This window comes from Candidatus Dormiibacterota bacterium (assembly GCA_035532035.1).
Lineage (GTDB): Bacteria > Vulcanimicrobiota > Vulcanimicrobiia > Vulcanimicrobiales > Vulcanimicrobiaceae > Tyrphobacter.
In genome coordinates this window covers 47,430-63,462 of sequence record DATKRS010000003.1, presented here as the reverse complement: position 1 = coordinate 63,462, position 16,033 = coordinate 47,430, and the positions used below count along the sequence as shown (strand labels likewise).

Annotated in this window: 22 protein-coding genes and 1 pseudogene; 7 read left to right on the top strand and 16 right to left on the bottom strand. The window is 65.1% G+C overall.

Annotation, left to right across the window (positions count from 1 at the left end):
- Window positions 1-233: 233 nt before the first annotated feature.
- From VMV82_00505 to VMV82_00480, 6 genes are all read right to left on the bottom strand, one after another.
- Window positions 234-683 carry a hypothetical protein gene (locus VMV82_00505; GenBank protein ID HUY40037.1) on the bottom strand — a complete coding sequence of 150 codons (450 nt, stop codon included), beginning with the start codon at window positions 681-683 and terminating at the stop codon, window positions 234-236.
- Window positions 684-716: 33 nt separating this feature from the next.
- On the bottom strand, window positions 717-1,112 hold the full coding sequence (locus VMV82_00500) for a type II toxin-antitoxin system VapC family toxin (protein HUY40036.1): 396 nt from the start codon (window positions 1,110-1,112) through the stop codon (window positions 717-719).
- Window positions 1,109-1,342, bottom strand: a complete 234-nt coding sequence (locus VMV82_00495) for a type II toxin-antitoxin system Phd/YefM family antitoxin (GenBank protein ID HUY40035.1) — start codon at window positions 1,340-1,342, stop codon at window positions 1,109-1,111. The genes VMV82_00500 and VMV82_00495 overlap by 4 nt, the downstream gene beginning before the upstream one ends.
- An 82-nt stretch (window positions 1,343-1,424) precedes the next feature.
- Window positions 1,425-1,589, bottom strand: a complete 165-nt coding sequence (locus VMV82_00490; GenBank protein ID HUY40034.1) for a PIN domain-containing protein — start codon at window positions 1,587-1,589, stop codon at window positions 1,425-1,427.
- Window positions 1,590-1,887: 298 nt separating this feature from the next.
- Window positions 1,888-2,232 (bottom strand): endoribonuclease MazF, encoded by a 345-nt coding sequence (gene mazF / locus VMV82_00485; protein ID HUY40033.1) that lies wholly within the window; start codon window positions 2,230-2,232, stop codon window positions 1,888-1,890.
- The gene (locus tag VMV82_00480) at window positions 2,229-2,465 is read right to left on the bottom strand and encodes an AbrB/MazE/SpoVT family DNA-binding domain-containing protein (GenBank protein ID HUY40032.1); all 237 of its coding nucleotides are present in this window, start codon (window positions 2,463-2,465) and stop codon (window positions 2,229-2,231) included. Before VMV82_00480 ends, mazF begins: the two co-directional genes overlap by 4 nt.
- A gap of 83 nt (window positions 2,466-2,548) precedes the next feature.
- Here VMV82_00480 and VMV82_00475 point away from each other — a divergent pair, with 83 nt between their 5' ends.
- Window positions 2,549-3,247, top strand: coding sequence for a UPF0149 family protein (locus VMV82_00475; GenBank protein ID HUY40031.1), 699 nt, complete (start codon window positions 2,549-2,551; stop codon window positions 3,245-3,247).
- Between the two features lie 138 nt (window positions 3,248-3,385).
- On the opposite strand, the gene rpoB is transcribed toward VMV82_00475, so the two are convergent.
- Complete coding sequence (rpoB, locus tag VMV82_00470) at window positions 3,386-7,276, bottom strand: DNA-directed RNA polymerase subunit beta (GenBank protein ID HUY40030.1); 3,891 nt, start codon at window positions 7,274-7,276, stop codon at window positions 3,386-3,388.
- Between the two features lie 355 nt (window positions 7,277-7,631).
- Between rpoB and VMV82_00465 the strand changes: the two genes are divergently transcribed.
- The 3 genes from VMV82_00465 to VMV82_00455 all read left to right on the top strand — a co-directional run bounded on the left by VMV82_00465 (window position 7,632) and on the right by VMV82_00455 (window position 9,439).
- The gene (locus VMV82_00465; GenBank protein HUY40029.1) at window positions 7,632-7,919 is read left to right on the top strand and encodes a hypothetical protein; all 288 of its coding nucleotides are present in this window, start codon (window positions 7,632-7,634) and stop codon (window positions 7,917-7,919) included.
- 147 nt (window positions 7,920-8,066) lie between these two features.
- Window positions 8,067-8,633, top strand: coding sequence for a cysteine dioxygenase family protein (locus VMV82_00460; protein ID HUY40028.1), 567 nt, complete (start codon window positions 8,067-8,069; stop codon window positions 8,631-8,633).
- On the top strand, window positions 8,633-9,439 hold the full coding sequence (locus VMV82_00455) for a hypothetical protein (GenBank protein HUY40027.1): 807 nt from the start codon (window positions 8,633-8,635) through the stop codon (window positions 9,437-9,439). The genes VMV82_00460 and VMV82_00455 overlap by 1 nt, the downstream gene beginning before the upstream one ends.
- Here the strand turns inward: VMV82_00455 and VMV82_00450 are convergent.
- From VMV82_00450 to VMV82_00440, 3 genes are all read right to left on the bottom strand, one after another.
- The gene (locus tag VMV82_00450; GenBank protein HUY40026.1) at window positions 9,356-9,556 is read right to left on the bottom strand and encodes a carbon storage regulator; all 201 of its coding nucleotides are present in this window, start codon (window positions 9,554-9,556) and stop codon (window positions 9,356-9,358) included. The genes VMV82_00455 and VMV82_00450 overlap by 84 nt on opposite strands.
- A gap of 116 nt (window positions 9,557-9,672) precedes the next feature.
- Window positions 9,673-10,467 (bottom strand): hypothetical protein, encoded by a 795-nt coding sequence (locus tag VMV82_00445; GenBank protein ID HUY40025.1) that lies wholly within the window; start codon window positions 10,465-10,467, stop codon window positions 9,673-9,675.
- Between the two features lie 82 nt (window positions 10,468-10,549).
- Window positions 10,550-11,107, bottom strand: a complete 558-nt coding sequence (locus VMV82_00440; protein ID HUY40024.1) for a GNAT family N-acetyltransferase — start codon at window positions 11,105-11,107, stop codon at window positions 10,550-10,552.
- A 20-nt stretch (window positions 11,108-11,127) separates the two neighbouring features.
- Between VMV82_00440 and VMV82_00435 the strand changes: the two genes are divergently transcribed.
- Window positions 11,128-11,457 (top strand): DUF3465 domain-containing protein, encoded by a 330-nt coding sequence (locus VMV82_00435; protein ID HUY40023.1) that lies wholly within the window; start codon window positions 11,128-11,130, stop codon window positions 11,455-11,457.
- A 139-nt stretch (window positions 11,458-11,596) separates the two neighbouring features.
- On the opposite strand, the gene VMV82_00430 is transcribed toward VMV82_00435, so the two are convergent.
- Genes VMV82_00430 through VMV82_00420 form a run of 3 tightly spaced genes read right to left on the bottom strand, consistent with a single transcriptional unit; the run spans window position 11,597 to window position 13,460 of the window.
- A complete protein-coding gene (locus VMV82_00430; protein ID HUY40022.1) occupies window positions 11,597-12,379 on the bottom strand; it encodes a polysaccharide deacetylase family protein in 783 nt (260 codons plus the stop codon).
- The gene (locus VMV82_00425; GenBank protein HUY40021.1) at window positions 12,376-13,035 is read right to left on the bottom strand and encodes a hypothetical protein; all 660 of its coding nucleotides are present in this window, start codon (window positions 13,033-13,035) and stop codon (window positions 12,376-12,378) included. The genes VMV82_00430 and VMV82_00425 overlap by 4 nt, the downstream gene beginning before the upstream one ends.
- The gene (locus tag VMV82_00420; GenBank protein ID HUY40020.1) at window positions 13,032-13,460 is read right to left on the bottom strand and encodes a ribonuclease HI family protein; all 429 of its coding nucleotides are present in this window, start codon (window positions 13,458-13,460) and stop codon (window positions 13,032-13,034) included. Before VMV82_00420 ends, VMV82_00425 begins: the two co-directional genes overlap by 4 nt.
- Before the next feature lie 55 nt (window positions 13,461-13,515).
- Between VMV82_00420 and VMV82_00415 the strand changes: the two genes are divergently transcribed.
- Entirely contained in the window at window positions 13,516-13,872 is a 357-nt protein-coding gene (locus VMV82_00415) for a hypothetical protein (GenBank protein HUY40019.1), read from the top strand.
- On the opposite strand, the gene VMV82_00410 is transcribed toward VMV82_00415, so the two are convergent.
- The gene (locus VMV82_00410; protein ID HUY40018.1) at window positions 13,869-14,570 is read right to left on the bottom strand and encodes a dienelactone hydrolase family protein; all 702 of its coding nucleotides are present in this window, start codon (window positions 14,568-14,570) and stop codon (window positions 13,869-13,871) included. The genes VMV82_00415 and VMV82_00410 overlap by 4 nt on opposite strands.
- A gap of 51 nt (window positions 14,571-14,621) precedes the next feature.
- Here VMV82_00410 and VMV82_00405 point away from each other — a divergent pair, with 51 nt between their 5' ends.
- Entirely contained in the window at window positions 14,622-15,239 is a 618-nt protein-coding gene (locus VMV82_00405) for a hypothetical protein (protein ID HUY40017.1), read from the top strand.
- A 22-nt stretch (window positions 15,240-15,261) separates the two neighbouring features.
- Here VMV82_00405 and VMV82_00400 read toward each other — a convergent pair whose 3' ends face one another.
- Together VMV82_00400 and VMV82_00395 are read right to left on the bottom strand one after the other, a co-directional pair.
- The gene (locus VMV82_00400; GenBank protein ID HUY40016.1) at window positions 15,262-15,540 is read right to left on the bottom strand and encodes a DUF3175 domain-containing protein; all 279 of its coding nucleotides are present in this window, start codon (window positions 15,538-15,540) and stop codon (window positions 15,262-15,264) included.
- Between the two features lie 117 nt (window positions 15,541-15,657).
- Window positions 15,658-16,029: pseudogene (locus VMV82_00395) on the bottom strand (MGMT family protein).
- Between the last annotated feature and the right edge of the window lie 4 nt (window positions 16,030-16,033).

The following is a 16,033-nucleotide window of genomic DNA, read 5'->3' as shown; positions in this document are numbered from 1 at the left end:
GGGCGAGATAGACAGCCGGCCAACTATACCACAGGGGCCCCGGGGCGTTCAACGGTGGGTGCGCCACGTTCAAACGGCACGCTCCAAGGTGAAAAGCCCTGCATGGGAGCGATAACGTAGGCGACCGACAACGACGATGTCGCCGGGGGCACGAGCAGCGCGAGCGGAAGGGTCGGCGACGTACAGATCACGCGTACCTTTGGGGAAACCGGCAAGGGCGCCAAAGGGGCGGGCTACTGGGTCGTGAACGAGCCCGCTTGCGTCGGCGTGCAGCTGACTTGGGAGTCATTAAGGAACACGTAGTAGGTCCCATGCGGGAACGTCGTGCTCAAGGTGGCGCTTTCGTAGTACGGGTTGCTCAGCGTCGGCGGCGCCGAAGGAGTGGGAACCTGCCCGGCGCCGATGCGCTGGAAGAAGGCGGCCGTGCCGCGTTTCGCATGGCCGGGGTTCGGATCGTTGTTGATCAGCACTTCGAAGCTGTACGGAAAGAGCTGACTCGACGCAAAGACGACCTGCGAGAGCGCGTCGGGAACGCTCGTCGCGTTCGGGATCGGGTAGACCAGCTGCGTCACGCCGCTGAAGAGACACGATCCTTCGCCGGGAAAGGTCAGAGTGCCGCTCCCGCCGCAGCCGGTTAGCGCCAATCCGACCGCTATAAAGGCGGCCGCTACCATGCTTCTCACCTCTGCAATATACGCCGTGCCACGGTTTTGGCCCTAGGAGCCTGCATCGTGGACGAGGACGTTGTATCGAGCGATTCTCCGATCGGCGGTGACGATCGTCATATTCTCGACGTGCGCCTGCGCCACGAGCAGACGGTCGAAGGGATCCCGATGGATATCCGGCAGCTGGCCGACGGCGAGCACGTGATCGAGCGTGACGCCGAGTGGGATTGTCTGCGAAATGCGCAGCCGCGTTCGGACGTAGGTCGCCGCTTGCATTGGTAGGCGGAGCTTGCCGCGCGCATCCTTCAAGACGATTTCCCACACACTCGCGACCGAGAGATGCGTCTCGTTCGCGAGATCGGTGAGCAGGGCGCGCGTCTTGCGGCCCAGCCGCTTTGGCTCGAGGCCGAGCCAAAGCCAGCAATGCGTATCGAGCAACAGCTTCATCGCGCGTATGCGCCGAACTCTTCTGGTACGTACTCGTCGAAGTCGGGCGCGATCCAGTACTCCAAGCCTTCGTCATATCCGAGCTCGCGCTTCGCCGGGCGCTCCAGCGCACGCGTCAGCTTTGCGACCGGTTTGCCGGCCTTGGCAATCACGACGCTCTCGCCTTCTTGAACGTCTGCGATCAGTGCAGAGAAATGCGTCTTGGCGTCGTGAATGTTGACCTGTTTCACACTGGCATTTTAGTGGACTAAGTCCATTTAGTCAATATTGAATCTCCGCGTACGGCGAAAGGGGCGCCCATCTGCGCCACTTTCAGCAGGCGGCTGCGGGAAACGAACGGCTCCGCTTCGCGTAGTCGAGAATGCGGCGATCGCGCGTCACCAAGCGCAAGCCCCGTACGATCGCCGTTGCCACGATGAGGCGGTCGGCGGGATCCGCGTGGAACTCGCCCGGCAGCGATCCTGCCATGAACGCGATCTCGCGATCGGAGGAGCGTCTTAGCTTCCAGCTCGAGCGACGTAACGCGAAAGAGCCCCGGCGTGTCGAGGCCCACAGGATGGTTTCTGTAAACGATGGGCGCGCCGGCGAAACTCGCTTCCAGCAATGGCGCGACCGCGGCGTAATGCGCCAGCACGCGCGGCATCATCGGTGCGTCGCTGCTCACTCCCGTTAGCAACTCCATGCCGCTTAGTTTACCGGCTAAGCGACGATGCTCTTGGCGGTTAGGCTATTCGCTATGTACGGAGTTGGTAAAGGCTTATGCCGCCCTCGTACCCTAAACGCCGCCGAGCAACGTAGCAAGTTTTTCCCGGACGGCTTGCGTTGTCTGCGATGTGGCCCTCGCCTTGAACCGCGCGCGCCGAGCGCGCCAATCGAGCGATTTGACGTGATCCGAGAGCACAACGCCCTTTGCGCTCGGCGTGCTTCTCAATGCAACTTCAAACGGATACCCCTTTGCGCTGGCGGTGATGGGGCAAGCGAGAAGCAGCGACGTCTTCGCGTTGTACGAGGCAGGTGATAGCACGAGCGCCGGCCGGTGCCCGCGTTGCTCGCGCCCTGCTTGAGGATCGAAATCGATCCAGATCACATGGCCGGCGTCCGGAACGTAGTCTTGGCTCACCACAGCTCCTTCCCGACAGGGCTGCCGGTCTCGGTCTCGCCGTGGAGGTTCTCCGGTGTGATCGCCGCTAGGAGCGTCTCGAGATTCGAGCGAGCCGCGGCTCTCAGGAGAAGCCCCTCTTCGGTGGCCTCGACCAGAAGCGCGTCCCCTTCGCGCAGATGCGCACGAGCGAGCGCATCTTTCGGAAGGCGGACGCCCAGGCTGTTCCCCCAGCGCGAAATCGTTATGGGCACTGCGAACGCGTCGCTTTCATTGTATATCCTTAGTATATACAATTGGGACTTCGGGTGCAAGACCGCGAAAAGACCGCATCGCCATGATTGTGCACGATCGCCTTACGGCCGCGGAGCGTGACGAGCTTGAAGCGCTGATGCAGGCGCGCAATCCCGGCGGCTCGCACGGCGGCTCCATTACGTGGCTACACGGGCTGCTGACCGCCGTTCTCTCGGGTCCGCTCGTGCCGCCTTCCCAATGGGTACCGTTCGTGTTCGGCGGGCTCGAAGGCCCCGGTTGGGCAGATATCGAGCAGGCGCAGCGCGGAATGACCTTGCTCATGCGGTTTCACAATGAGGTCGCCGCGGATCTGCAATCGGAAGACAACTTTCGCATCATGATCGACCGCATCGGCGAACCGCCGGACACCGTCGACTATGCCGACGATTGGTGCGCGGGCTACATGGATTGGGTCGGCGAACACATGGACGATTGGACCAACGCGACGGAGAGCGCCGAGATCACGAAGTGCTTTACGCCGATTCTCAATCTGTGCGAACCCGACGAAGACGACGTCCTCGATCCGGTGCGCCAGCCGAAGCGCTATCGCAAGGCGCTCGATGCGCTTGCCGACTGCGCTCTCGATATTTACGACTGGTGGCAGGCGTACCTCGCATCTCATCGCGCACCCGCAGCGCCGATACGACGCACGGCCGCCAAAGTGCGGGCAAACGATCCTTGTCCTTGCGGTAGCGCAAAAAAGTATAAGCGCTGCTGCTCGCCGCTGCGGCCGCTAGAATAACGGTCACAACGGCTCGTGCCATGCAAACTCGGGTAGGTCGCGTTCGCGAGACGCGAAGGGCCCGCGGTAGCGGGCCCAACCTTTGATGCGCTTCCCTCGACTTCGCGCCTTCGGCGCTACGCTCAGGATGACGCTGGGCTAGTTCTCTTCTTGTGTGAAGTCCGCACCGGGTTCGTGGAACGGCGTTTCTTCATCGCCTTCGAACGCGGGTGACTCTTCTTCGGGCTCGACTTCCTCTTCGTCCTCGAGCTCGTAGCCTTGAACCCCCTCGTCTTCGTCGGTGTGCTTTAACTCGGTCTCGCCTTCTTCGAAGGCTTCGTCGATCGCGGGCGTGCGCGCGGGCGGCGGTGCGGGAATCGGTTTCGCGATGTCGATCGGCTTGCTGTCGTCGATCTCTTCCTCTTCTTCCTCTTCCTCGACCACGTCGGGCACTTCGCCGGCTTCCGCGATCGCTTCCGCGGCGGCGACCGCGGTTTGCGAGATGCGCAGGTCTTCCTCGCCCATCAGCAAGCCGAACTCTTCGCGCTCGCGTTCCGTCATGTCGTCGCCGGCGATCTTGACCTCGACCTCTTCGCGGTTCTCTGTGAGCACCTTGACGTCGAGCGCGAGCGACTGCAGCTCCTTGATGAGCACCTTGAACGACTCCGGAACGCCCGGCTCCATCACGTTCTCGCCCTTGACGATCGCTTCGTACGTCTTTACGCGGCCGATGACGTCGTCGGACTTCACCGTGAGCAGCTCTTGAAGCGTGTACGCAGCACCATAGGCTTCGAGCGCCCAGACTTCCATTTCGCCGAAGCGCTGCCCGCCGAACTGCGCTTTGCCGCCGAGCGGCTGTTGCGTGATCATCGAGTACGGGCCGGTCGAGCGCGCGTGGATCTTGTCGTCGACGAGATGCGCGAGCTTGAGCATGTAGATCATGCCGACGGTCACCGGGCGGCTGAAACGATCTCCGGTGCGGCCGTCGCGCAACCACGTCTTGCCGTCTTGCGGCAAGCCCGCGTCCTGCAGCCATTCGCTGATGTCCTCGGCGTGCGCGCCGTCGAAGACGGGCGTCGCCACCTGCATGCCGAGCATGTGCGCGGCCCAGCCGAGATGCGTCTCGAGAATCTGCCCGAGATTCATACGCGACGGCACGCCGAGCGGGTTGAGCACGATGTCGACCGGACTGCCATCCTCCATGTAGGGCATGTCCTCTTCCGGCAGCACCTTGGCGATGACGCCCTTGTTGCCGTGGCGCCCCGCCATCTTGTCGCCTTGCAGAATCTTGCGCTTCTGCGCGACGTAGACGCGCACCAAGTGGTTCACGCCGGGTGAGAGCTCGTCGCCGTTCTCGCGCGAGAAAACCTTGACGTCGATGATCTTGCCCTTCTCGCCGTGCGGTACTTTCAAGCTCGTGTCGCGGACTTCGCGCGACTTCTCGCCGAAGATCGCGCGCAGAAGCCGTTCCTCGGCCGTAAGCTCGGTCTCGCCTTTGGGCGTCACTTTGCCGACGAGGATATCTTCCGGGCGCACCTCCGCGCCGATGCGGATGATGCCACGCTCGTCGAGATCCTTGAGGGCGTCCTCACCGACGTTGGGAATGTCGCGCGTGATCTCCTCGGGCCCGAGCTTCGTGTCGCGCGCTTCGCACTCGTACTCCTCGATGTGGATCGAGGTAAAGCGATCTTCCTTGACCATGCGCTCGCTGATGAGAATGGCGTCTTCGTAGTTGTAGCCTTCCCACGGCATGAACGCGACGAGCACGTTCTGCCCGAGCGCGAGCTCGCCCTGATCCGAGGACGGACCGTCGGCGAGCACCTGGCCGGGCACGACTTTGTCGCCGATGCTCACGATCGGGCTCTGATTGATGCACGTGCCGGCGTTGGAGCGCACGAACTTGAGCAACTCGAAGCTCTTTTCGTCGCCATTGTCGGTTTTGAGCCCGATCGCCTTGGCGTCGACGCTCGTAACCGTTCCGTTCACGTCGGAGACGACGAGGGAGCCGGAGTCCTTGGCCGCGCGGTACTCCATGCCCGTGCCGACGATCGGCGCGCTGCTCTTGAGCAGCGGCACCGCCTGGCGTTGCATGTTCGCGCCCATGAGCGCGCGGTTCGCGTCGTCGTGCTCGAGGAAGGGGATCAACGCCGTAGCGATCGAGACGATCTGCTTCGGCGAGACGTCCATCAGCTGCACGCGCGAGGCGGGCTCTTCGATGTACTCCTCGACGTAGCGGCAGATCACCGTGTCGGCCGTGATGCGGCCGCCCTTGGGATCGACCGGCGTATTGGCTTGACCGATGATGAACTCGTCCTCACGGTCGGCCGTGAGGTAGACGATCTCGTCGGTGACGATGCCGCTACGCACGACGCGGTACGGCGTCTCGAGGAAGCCGAACTTGTTCACGCGCGCGTACGTCGCGAGCGAGCCGATGAGGCCGATGTTCGGACCTTCCGGCGTCTCGATCGGGCAGATGCGCCCGTAGTGCGAGTGATGGACGTCGCGCACTTCGAAGCCGGCTCGCTCGCGCGAGAGGCCGCCCGGCCCGAGGGCTGAGAGGCGGCGCTTGTGAGTCAGCTCCGCGAGCGAGTTCGTTTGATCCATGAACTGCGAGAGCTGCGAGGAGCCGAAGAACTCTTTGATCGCGGCAACGACCGGGCGGATGTTGATAAGCGCCTGCGGCGTCACCGTCTCGATGTCTTGCACGGTCATGCGCTCGCGCACGACGCGCTCGAGGCGCAAGAGGCCGACGCGGAACTGGTTCTGCAGAAGCTCGCCGACCGAGCGCACGCGGCGGTTGCCGAGGTGGTCGATGTCATCCTTACGGATCGCACCGGTCGCGACGCGCACGAGGCGGCGGATGACCGCGATCATGTCTGGGCGCGTCAGGCAACGCGTATCGCCCGAAGGCTCCTGGAGGCCGGCGCCCGCGTACTCGTCGATCGCGACGTACGGACGCTCCACACGCTCCTCGACGTTCGGGTTGGGAATCTGATAGTGGAACTTGGCATTGAGCTTGTAGCGGCCGACGCCCGCGAGATCGTAGCGCTTCTCGTCGAAGAAGAGCGACTCCAGGAGCTTCTCGGCGTTATCCGCATTCTCGGGCTCGCCCGGACGCAGCTTCTTGTAGATCTCCTTGAGCGCGTCTTCCCGCGTCGAGACCTCGGCGTCCTTGACGAGTGAGTTGAGGATGAAGTTGTCCGGCTCGCGATCCGGGAAGAGCCGCTCGAAGAGCGCGCGCAAATCGCGCTCGCGTCCCTTCGCCTCTTCGTCCTTCTTCGAGATCTTCACCGGCGCCGCGGGGAGAGCGTTGGCGTCGACGGGGCGCTTCTTGGGATAGAGATCGGTGAAGAGCTTCAGAATCGCTTCGTCGCTTGCCCAATCGGCATCCATATCCGGGCGCGCGAGCGCGCGAATGAAGGTCGAGACGTAGATCTTGCGGTTCTTGTCGATGCGCACGCCGATCGTGCCGTCTGTCTCGTCGTTCTTCGTGCCATTGTCGGTCTCGAACTCGATCCAAGCGCCGCGGTTCGGAATGACCGTCGCGTTGAACGTCGGGCGCGCGTTCGTGTCGACGTCTTGGCTGTAGTAGACGCCGGGCGAGCGCACGAGCTGGCTCACGATCACGCGCTCCGCGCCGTTGATCATGAACGTGCCCTTGTCGGTCATGAGCGGGAAATCGCCCATGAAGATCTCTTGGTCGGGGATGCCCTTGATCTCGCCCGACTCGGCCGTGATCAAGCGGACGCGCACGCGCAGGGGCGCGCTGTACGTCATGTCGCGTTCGCGGCACTCTTCAATCGAGTACTTGGGCTCGCCGAGCGAGTGCTCGCCGAACTCGAGGATCAGGTTACCGGTGAAGTCCTTGATGGGCGATATCGAGGCAAAGGCTTCGCCGAGCCCCTCGGTCTGGAACCAATGGAAGCTCGCCTTCTGCAGCTCGATGAGGTTCGGGATCTCGAGGACATCGGGGATCTTCGCAAAACTGTGCCGCTCCCGCTTCGGCCCCGGTTCCGGGGGAACCGCGACCGTGAACGCCCCCGTCGGCATGGGGAACGTCGTCGGCATCACCTTGGAGACGCGGCCGCCTCCGGTCTGCGGGCGTGCGCCAGCCCGCTTCGACCTGCTCTTCGTCCCACCGCCGTTGGAAGATGGGGACTTCGGAGCCGCCGCTTTTGCCATCTACGATCCTTTTCTGAAAGCCTAGAAGAATCTATGAAACCCGCGTGCACGCCAAAAAGGACAAGGTCGACCGGCCGGCCCGGACGCACTCGTCCTGAAATCGGTTGTGGGATCACCCGCCCTGGGGCATAGGAGGACATCATACCGCCGGTGCCGGGGAGCGTCAACCGCTAGCGCGCCGCTATCTTGTGCTTTTCGCTAACTTTGTAGTACAAAGTTAGCGATGCTTGCATTATTGCGGCGGCCGAGCGCGTTCGTTCCGCTGCTGATCTCGGCGGGCTTCCTTACCGCGTTCGCGATCGGGATCGTCGGCGGTACGCTCATCCGCCAGCCCGACGAGGGCACCGGTGCGCACCTGTTCCAGATCCTAATGCCGCTGCAGGTTCTCATCATCGTCCTTTTCGCGGCGACGTGGCTGCCGAAGCGGCCGCTGCCGGCGCTCCGGGTGTTGGCGCTGCAGGGTTGCGGCCTGATCGCGGTTCTCGCGATCGTCTACTTTCGGCATCTCTAGGAGTCTGTCGGGCTCGGGCCATTTCTGGATTCCGGTGCCGCATTTTGTTCGAAGACGCGGCTAGCCGAACGGCCACCGCCCTTCGCCTGCCGTGCTAACGCGCAGCGCTCGGGGTGACCCGGGGGCGGGCACCGAAGACCCACGTGGATGATGCAGACGGGGCTCGTTTCCTTAGATGAGTTCGTGTCGGCCGTGCTCGGCTTCGCCGATTACGGTTTTGCCACCGAACCGATGATGCGCTTGCTGACGGAAGTCAGGATTCGCGACGCGGACGTGGCGCGCTACGTCAATGTCGACCCGGCCGGCGAGTACACGCGCACGCTGATCCACCGCACGCCTGAGGTCGAAGTGCTCGCGCTGCACTGGCCGACGGCGAGCTCGACGCCGATTCACGACCATGCCGGGCAGCGCTGCTGGATGGTCGCGCACTCCGGCGTCTTCGTTGTCGAGGATTACCGGCAGATCGGCGGCACGCGCGCGCCCGGTCACGCCGTCGTGGAGCGCGTCGCGACGACGCCGGGCGTCACCGTCGGCATGCCGGATTTTCGCTTCGAGCGCGAGCGCGACATCCATCGCGTGCGCGTCTCGCCGCAGTGCGATGGTGCGATTTCGATTCACGTCTACGTCCGGCCGTACACGTCGTGCTTGATCTTCGACGAAGCCGCGCGCGAAGCGCGGGAGATGCGCGTCGATACCTTTAACGCTCCTTTTTAGTGCATCGCATCTCGCGCTCGTTCGCCGGTGAGACCGTCTTTGCGCCGTTTGCGCCGCTTCACGTAACCCTGCTTGCGTCGCCGCGCCGAACCGTCCAGGCGGGCGGCACGCTCTCGCTCACGCTCGTCCTGATCAATTGCTCTTCCGAGACGGTCTGCGACGTCAACCTCGCCGTACCGGTGCCTTTCGGAACCTCGTTCGTCGAGCGCACCCTCTTTCACGACGCAGTGCGCATCGACGGCACCAGGTTCTTCGGCGAGGGATGCGAGATCGCGCGGCTCGAGCCGGCGGCGCGCACGGCGTTCATCTGGAAGCTACGCGTCGAATCGGGCGAGGAGCCAATCCGCATCGTTCCGCAGATATGGGCCGGGACGACGCGCGCGCTCGGAACCGAGCCGATCCACGTTTCGCGCCAGACGAATTGCCTCGAGCACGAGGCGGCGTCATCGTACCGCGAGTTCGCGCGCGCCGCCCGCGGTTACTTCGAATACATCTTTCGGCGTCCGGCGCCGGCGTCGCTTCGGCAGGCTCTCTTCGCGTGCGCCCTCGCGTGCGCGCTCGACGGCGCGGGCGGGGATGCCGGCTTAGCGCGTCAGGCGCAGGCGCTGAACCGGCTCGCGCGCGCGGCGCGGGGCCAGGATATCTCCGAGGAGCAGACCGGGTTCCTCATGGAGCTGCGCGGCTTGCGCGACGCGCGTATCGCCGCCGCGACGCTCGAGGGGTTACGTGCGTTCGCTGCGCTCGACGCTGCCGCTCGGGATCTCGCCGCGGATGATGGCGTTTGCGACACGCTCCCCCTCGCGTAGCTCGGAGCGCAGCACCGAAACGCCCTGCGGCGCCTCGATTCCCAGTTTGACGACGTTGTGCTTGATCTCGATCACGACGATGCGAATGTCATCGCCGATGTAAATCGACTCGCGCACCTTCCGATTCAGACAGAGCATCGTGGTGGGCCCTCCTGGCACTCACTCCCCTGGTTTTCGCGCTTCCCCGGCACCTAGCGCGCTCCCCCCCATACGAAGGGCCTATTGGCGGTGCGTCAGAGGGCGGATTCCGACGCAGCGGGACGCCGCGTCCGCAGGCGCTGCTGAGCGAGCGCCGCGGCGCCCGCAGCGAAGAGATCCCCGCAGGCATCGAAACGCGCGGGCCAGCTCTCCGCGGTGCAGACGACGGGCGCGCGCAGCGATTTGAGTTCGTCCCAAGTCACCGGGGTGCAGACGGGCAGGGCCGGGGTTCCGCGCAGGCTGTAGGGCAGCGGGCTGTACTGCCCGGCGGCATTCGTCGAGGCGTCGAGACGGACGCGTTTCTCGGATGGAAGCGCGCCGCTGCAGAGCAGCCGCGGGTGAAGCGCTGCGGCGCGCGCGCAGAGACGCTGCAGACGCGCCCGCACCTTCGTGGCGAGCGGCGCGTCGAGCAAGGGCAGCCAGAGAGCGATGCCGCCGGTGCCGTCGAGCAACGGAATCGCGTCGCAGTCCGCGGCGGTGCGCAGTTGCTCGCGCATCACGAGCGCGGCCTCTTTCATCTGCGCGAAGCCGCGGTCCGCGCGAGGCGGCTCCAAGAGGATGCGTCCGAAGCGCAGGCGTTCTGGCTCGCCGGGCAACGGAGCCCAGCTGTGAAACTCGATCGCGTACTCGCGCTGCACGAGCCAATCGATGCGAGCGGTCGACAGGCACAGCTGCGTGACGCGAAAACGCGGCGGCGCATGAAAGCCACGCGGGAAGTCCGCAAATACAATCGGAGACCCGGCAAAGCTCGCGTCCAGCAGCGTCGCGCAGCTCGCATAATGGGCGAGGACACGCGGAACGACCGCCGGCTGATTGCTCCCGGGCGGCATGCTTGGATTATCGGCAGAGCAAGCGTGAAGCTTTAGGGCGTCCTTCGACCCGCCGCTGCGCGGCAGGGTAACGAGTCGAAGATCAGGTTGACGCGAGGGACAAGGGGTTGTTCAGCGTGTAGCAGAGCACGTCGACGGCGCGGCCGCGCAGCAAGGCCCCGTGCTTCAAGCGCCCGTCCTCGCGAAAACCGATGCGCGCGAGAAGCGCGCGCGAGCGTGCGTTCTCCGGCAGACAGTACGCGCGCACGCGGCGCAGGCGTGCCCGCTGAAAGGCCGCGTCGACCAGCGCGCGCACCGCTTCGGTCGCGTAGCCGCGGCCGCGATACTCCTGGAGTAGGCTGTAGCCGATCTCTCCATTATCTGAAGTGCCCTCGGCCACGCGCAACGAGACCCAGCCCAGGAGACTTCCGTCCTCGACGCGTTCGATCAGCCATTCGTAGCGGCCCGGGCCGTTCAATCCGGGGTGCCGCGTGTGCGCGGAGACGAGGCCGACGAACTGCGAGCGCGCCATCGTCGGCAAATCCTGATAGGTGCGCAACTCGGGCGTCTGCATCAAGCGCCAGAGCGTCTCGGCGTTGGACGCCCCGACGGGCGCGAGGTACAGGCGCGGACTCGAGATGGTCTTGTCGTCGCGGGTCATCCGTGGGATGGGAGTGCGCCATGAATCTCGTCACCGCCTACCACGCGAGCGCGCCGACGCAGGTCGATTTCGCCGCCACCGTCGAGGGCCCGCCGCACTTCTTCTACGGACGCCGCAGCCATGCGGAGCACGAGTCGTTTTGGGTGCGCAGCGCCGCCGGTCCGATCGAGGTGATCGACAACGTGAACCTCGCGCCGCCGATTGCGGTGCGACGCGGCGACAGCGTCGAGGTCGCGGGCGTCATGGTACACGATCCAGGCCATATACCCCGCGTTCATTGGACGCACCACGATCCGAGCGGACGCCATCCGGGCGGGTTCATCCGGTGGCGCGGGAGGCTCTATGCGTAGAACGGAGCGGAGTGCGTAGGACGGAGCGCTTCATCAGCGCGTTCATGGCGCTACGCAACGCGATCGCGAAGCGCGGGACGCCGTTCGCGATCCGGCTCGCCGGCGCGAACACCTCGCTGCGCCGGGCGATGGAGATTCTTCAGTTGGATGAGTTCGTCGAATATTGGGACTCACTCTGCGCAGCGCGAAGCTCCGGAATCGTCACGAAGCCGTAGCCCCGGCGCTTGAGCGCCTCGACGATCAGGCGGGTCGCCCCCGCCGCCGCACTGCGATCGCAGTCGCCGGCCGGAACGCGCGCGCGGCCGCAGAGCAGTCCGCGATTGCCGTCGTGCAAGACGATGATCGAGCCGTTGCGCACGTAGCGCAAGACGCGCTGCGCGACGACCTGCGACGGCGGATTCTGCCAATCGCGCGGGAGCGGTACGGACCACATCACCGGCGTGTAACCGAGCCTGCGTGCCTGCGCCAAGACAAGCCAGTCGCGCGCGCCGAAGGGCGGGCGCATGAGCGTCGTGCGCGTCCCCGTCGCGCGCGCGATCGCGTCGTTCGTGCGCTCCAGCGAGCGCGCGATCTGCGCGGGATCCATGACGATCAGGTGCGCGTGATCCCACGTGTGGTCACCGATCGCGTCGCCGTCGCGCGCCTCCCGGCGCAGGATAGCGGGGTACGCCGCCGCTGCGCGGCCGACGACGAAGAACGTCGCGCGCACATGCTCGCGTTCGAGCACGTCGAGGATGCGATTCGTGTATGGCGGATTCGGCCCGTCGTCGAACGTCAGCGCGACGACGTGGCGATCGGGCGGCCCGCTGACGACGGTTGCGCCGAAGAGTTGGCTCGCAGGGCTCTCTGCGTACTCGTACGCGCCGAAGAGCAGCAACGCGACGACGGTCAGCGCGACCGCGCCGAATGCCGTTCTTCTCACAGGTGCGCCTTCGCGCGGGCTCGCGCGATCTCGGCGCGGAACTGCGGCGGGCCGAAGCTGCGAAAGTCGCCGACGATCTGCTCGTAGCGCGGATCGCGGATGCTCGTGCCTTGCAGCTGGAGGATATTCGGCAGCGGTCCCTTCGGCGAGAGATGCAGATGGAACTCGCGCCCGGCGCTCGTCGCCCAGTAGTGCGGGTCGGTAAAGGTCACCGTATGCGCGCCATGCTGGTACGTTTCGGTTTGGCGTACCGTCAGCGCGTACGTCACCGCGGTGTTTCCGCGCGCGGGCCTGCTCGGGACATCCCAGATACCGTCGCTCTGGAGCTGCCCGAGAAAGAAACTCACTTCGTACGTCGCGTGCGGCGGCGCCTCGATCGTAACGCGCTCGCGCGTACGCGGCCCATCGGCGCGCACGATCGTGTAGCGATAACTCGAAACGCCGTTGTTGTCGCGCACGGCGTAGGTCTCGCTGTAGATCGGCGGATGATCGTAGCGAATGTCGAGCGAGGCGTAGACGTCGCTCGGTGCGTTCTTCACGCTCGTAACCGTCGTAATGCGCCCGAACTCTCGCGGCAGCACGAAGCGCAACGTCAGGCCGATCGCAACGATGGCGAAGATCACGATGGCGAGGCCGATCGGTAAGCGCCGGCTCACATCATGCTCGCTTCTTCGTCCGCGCGCGCCTTTGCGTCGAGCACTTGATTGACGAGCCGATCCGCGAGCTTGTTCTTCGCGCGCGGAACGTGCGCGACGTCGACGTGCTCGAAGTTCTTCAAAAGCGCGAGCGCACGCCGGTGCAGCGGTTTCAGATCGGCGTGCTTCACGCGATACTCGCCGAGCAACTGCTTGACCACGAGCTCGGAATCGAGGCGCACGGCAAGCGTCCGAATGCCGCGGTGCACCGCGGCTTCGAGGCCGATGCAGAGCGCCGTCCACTCGGCGACGTTGTTCGTCGCGCGGCCGAGGTAGTGCCCTACCTCATCGAGGATCTCGCCTTGCGGCCCAACGAGCACGGCCCCGCTTGCTGCGGGGCCGGGATTACCACGTGCGCCGCCGTCGGCGAAGAGCGTAGCCTCCACAGCAGCCTCTTCCCGAGCGTGTGGACGCCTGCCTTTTTGGGGTAGAATGGGATCTATGAGACGCATCAAACTTCACACGTTGGCAATCGCGCTGGCCGCAGCGGCGCTGCTCTTCGTGCCGCAGGCCGCCCTCGCGGCGAACGTGTTCTACGGCGAGGTCGTGCACGTTTCGACGACCAACGTCAAGGTTCGCAATCCGCACAACGGGCAAATTCTCAGCTTCGAGCTCGTTCCGCACTTTTACCAGCTCTTCTCCGATGACGGAAAGACGACGTACCAGATGACGTACCTGCGCCCGGGGCGCTACGTCGCCGTCATCTACGATCAGAAGGCGTTCGGCATGCGCCACGCCGACAAGATCTACATCATGAACAACGCGAACGAACGGCTTCGCAGGGTCGGCGGCTCTTAGAGGACGCCGCGCACGCGGAAAAACTCGAGAACCAGCGCGAGCGCCTGACGAGAGGCGCTCTCGTTGTATGCAGGGCGTTCGTCGCAGTTGAAGCCGTGATCGGCTTTCGCGAAAACGACTTGCTCGTGGTCGGCGCCGGCTGCGCTCAGCGCGTCGGCGACCGCGCGATACTGCTCCGGCAAAATGTGTTTGTCGAGGCCGCCCCAGAACATGAGCAGCGGCCCGTGCTGGTTGGTCGCGCGGTCGAGCAGATCGGGTGCAATGCCGCCGCCGTAATACGAGACCGCGGCCGCGAGCGGAAGGTCGGCGTTGGCAAGGTACGCGCAGCGGCCACCCATGCAGTAGCCGACGGCAGCGATGCGCGCCGGCGCGATCTGCGCGTCGCCCGCGAGCCACTCGTAGGCGGCACGCATGTCCGCGGCAAGGCCGCGCGGCGTCAGGCCGCCCATATGTTCGCGGACGGAATCGAAATCGGTGTACGCGGCTTCGAACCCGGCGGGCGCCGTGCGGTGAAAGAGCTCGGGCGCGATCGCGGTGAAGCCGAGGTCGGCGTAGTGACGCGCGACGTTGCGGATGTGGCCGTTGACGCCGAAGGCTTCTTGCAAGACGAGCAGGCCCGCGCCAACCTTGCCCGCCGGACGCTCCACGACGGCCTCCATCGTCGAGCCGTCGGTAACTTTTAATCGGATGCGTTCCACGGCCTCAACCTATCACAGCAAACTCTATGCGAGCAAGCGTACAAGCAAGGCATGAACCTCAAGACTTTTGCTCTTCTTCTTACCCTTGGCTTTGCGCCGGCGCTCGTCGCCGCGCAGACCTCGAATCCACCCCCGCCCGCACCCTCCGCGGCCCCGGCGGCGGCGCCGGTGCGGATGTCGCCGCAGCTCATGCAGGAGCACATGGCGGCGTTTCGCCGGTTTCACCAACAGGCCGAGAACATCCATCGCGCAACCCGCGCGAAGATGCTTGCGGCGCTGACGCCCGCGCATCGCGCGTTCGTCGGCCGCGTTCTCGGGCTGCTCGCGATAGCGACGACACCGAACCGGCGCGGTGCCGTCCAGCAGGTCGACGCAGTTCTCACAGCCTCCGAAAAAGACGCGATCCTCGCCGCACAGCGCTCCGAGATGGAGCAGATGCACGCCCAGATGCAGCAGATGCGAACGCAAATGCAGCAGGTGCGCGCGCAGATGCAGTCGCGGGCAGGCGCCATGCAAGGGCGAGTCGTCGCCATGCACGCCGGCGAGATGGGCGAGCACGAGCACGGGCGTCACGCACCCGATGCCGGCGCAGCGCTCCTACGCGGCTTGCTTCCCGGTCACGCGCAGATGATGGGCATGATGATGATGCATCATCGGGGACCGCGGTAGCCGCAACCATGTGCGAAAGGCCTTACGGCTCCCTGCCGAAGGCCTTTCGCAGTTCTGCTTTCGCGCGCTCGAGCGTCTGCAGTCGGCTCTCGCTCAAGTTCTTGCCCGCACGGTTGATGTAGAAGTTCAGCATCGACATCGCCGATTGGTACGCGCTGCCCTTTCGCCGCGTGCTGTGCTCCGCCGATGATTTCAACGATTGCGCAATCGCCTTCGCGCTGCGCTTCTTGAAGACGTCCGGCTCGATGTCGAGCGCGCTGCTGCGCTCGGTGACGTTCTGCGACCAGCGTTTGGTTGCCATGTCTTCTCTCTTCCCACGTTCGAATGCGATGAGACGCAGGCGCAGCGACGCGGGCGACACGCCGCGCGGTTTGCCGTCGGCGCCGACGACGCGCTGCGCGGGGACGAAGAGCGCGTGCTGCGTCCTTCCCACCGCGCGCGCGACGCCGCGGTGCGAGAGCGGTCTGCCAACCGCTCGAGCGACGTCGGCGTAGGAGACGAACTCGCCGAACGCGAGGCTCGCGACTTGGCGCCAGACCTCGCATTCGAACGGCGTCCCCTCGAAGGCGAGCGGCAGCGTGAACCGCTCGAGCGTTCCTTTGAAATAGGCAGCGACTTGGCGAGCGACTTCACGCGCGAGCCTTTCCTTGCCGGGAGCGCGAGCGGCGAGCGTTTTGCGGTGGCGCGCGAAGCGGCTGGAGATCACCCGGCCACCGGCGACGTCGACGAGCAGGTCGACGCCGAGCGGCGTCGCGATGCGCAGGAGCGTCGCCCGAGGATAACGCTTCATCGCC